The organism is Paracoccus sp. (in: a-proteobacteria) (assembly GCF_030536915.1).
Taxonomy (GTDB): Bacteria; Pseudomonadota; Alphaproteobacteria; order Rhodobacterales; family Rhodobacteraceae; genus Paracoccus.
The window spans coordinates 1-1,922 of the sequence record NZ_JAUNPC010000206.1 but is presented as its reverse complement, the minus strand read 5'-3'; the positions used below and the strand labels follow the sequence as shown (position 1 = coordinate 1,922).

2 protein-coding genes are annotated in these 1,922 nt (G+C 66.9%); both read right to left on the bottom strand.

The features are described 5' to 3' along the window. Positions 1–101: 101 nt before the first annotated feature. Positions 102–1,628, bottom strand: a complete 1,527-nt coding sequence (gene adh, locus Q4F04_RS15765) for an aldehyde dehydrogenase (protein WP_303370731.1) — start codon at positions 1,626–1,628, stop codon at positions 102–104. Between the two features lie 77 nt (positions 1,629–1,705). Then, a partial coding sequence (locus tag Q4F04_RS15760) for a helix-turn-helix domain-containing protein (RefSeq protein ID WP_303370730.1) occupies positions 1,706–1,922 on the bottom strand: 217 nt, incomplete at its 5' end.

Here is a 1,922-nt window from a genome sequence, read left to right as displayed (position 1 = left end):
CCCTTCGGGGCATGGTCTTGCGCCTGCTTTACCGGCGCAAAGGCGCATGAAAAATGCCTGCCGCGTTGCCACGGCAGGCATCGGTGTTCAGGTCGCCGGCCTCAGAAGAAGCCCAGCTTCGAGGGCGAGTAGCTGACCAGCATATTCTTGGTCTGCTGGTAGTGGTCCAGCATCATCTTGTGCGTCTCGCGCCCGATGCCCGACTGCTTGTAGCCGCCAAAGGCCGCGTGGGCCGGATAGGCGTGGTAATTGTTCACCCACACCCGGCCCGCCTTGATGCCGCGGCCCATGCGGTAGCAGGTGTTCGCATCGCGGCTCCACACGCCCGCGCCAAGGCCGTAGAGCGTGTCGTTCGCGATCTCCAGCGCCTCGGCCTCGGTCTTGAAGGTCGTGACCGACACCACGGGGCCGAAGATCTCCTCCTGGAAGACCCGCATCTTGTTGTTGCCCGAGAAGATCGTCGGCTTGATGTAGTAGCCCGAGGAGAGTTCCCCGCCCAGGTCCGCCACGTCGCCCCCGGTCAGGACCTCGGCGCCCTCGCCCCGGCCGATGTCGAAGTAGGAGCGGATCTTGTCGTGCTGCTCCTTGCTGGCCTGCGCGCCGATCATGGTGTCGTTTGCGCGCGGGTCGCCCTGCTTGATCGCCTCGACGCGCTTCACGGCCTTTTCCATGAACCGCTCGTAGATCGATTCCTGCACCAGCGCGCGGGACGGGCAGGTGCAGACCTCGCCCTGGTTCAGCGCGAACATGGCGAAGCCTTCCAGCGCCTTGTCGAGGAAGTCGTCATCCTCGCGCGCGACATCGGCGAAGAAGACGTTGGGCGACTTGCCGCCCAGTTCCAGCGTCACCGGGATCAGGTTCTCGGCGGCATATTGCATGATCAGCCGGCCGGTCGAGGTTTCGCCGGTGAAGGCGATCTTGGCGATCCGCTTGGACGAGGCCAGCGGCTTGCCCGCTTCCAGCCCGAAGCCGTTGACGACGTTCAGCACGCCGGGCGGCAGAAGGTCCGCGATCAGGTCCATCAGCACCATGATGCTGCCCGGCGTCTGCTCGGCGGGCTTCAGCACCACGCAGTTGCCGGCCGCCAGCGCGGGGGCCAGCTTCCACGAGGCCATGGTGATCGGGAAGTTCCACGGGATGATCTGGCCCACGACGCCCAGCGGCTCGTGGAAATGATAGGCGACCGTGTTGTCGTCGATCTGGGACAGCGAGCCTTCCTGCGCGCGCAGGACCCCCGCGAAATAGCGGAAGTGGTCGATCGACAGCGGGATGTCGGCGGCCATCGTCTCGCGGATGGGCTTGCCGTTGTCCCAGGTCTCGGCGGTGGCGAGCAGCTCGAGGTTCGCCTCCATCCGGTCGGCGATGTTCAGCAGGACCCGCGAGCGTTCCTGCGGGCTGGTGCGGCCCCAGGTGTCGGCGGCGGCGTGGGCTGCGTCCAGCGCGAGGTTGACGTCGGATTCGTCGGACCGGGCGATCTCGCTCATCTTCGCGCCGGTGATGGGCGTGGTGTTGTCGAAATAGCGGCCCGCGTTCGGCGCAACCCACTTGCCGCCGATGAAGTTGTCATAGCGCGCCGCAAAGGGCATGGCGCTGACGCCCTTGAATTCATGCGTCTGGTCGTTGGGCATGGTGTCTCCTCCCCAGGCTATGCCGCCCGGCTCCTCGTTTCCGGACGGCCATATCGTGCGAAACCGGGCGGAAGCGGTCAACTCGCGGGACGGATATCGTTCCGCCCGACTGTCTCAATTCCGGGACGCGCGCCTTCGGGCGCGATCCTTAGCCGGCCCATCCGCCGGTAAAGCGTGGCCCGCCCGACGCCCAGCGCGCGGGCGGCGGCGGTGACGTTACCTTCAACGCGGGCCAGCGCCCGGATCACGGCAGCGCGCTCGGCGCGGTCGAACCCGCCCTCGCCGCCCCCCGCC

Excerpts from the sequence above, each read along its gene's own strand:
- adh (WP_303370731.1), bottom strand. The coding sequence starts at position 1,628 with ATGCCCAACGACCAGACGCATGAATTCAAGGGCGTCAGCGCCATGCCC.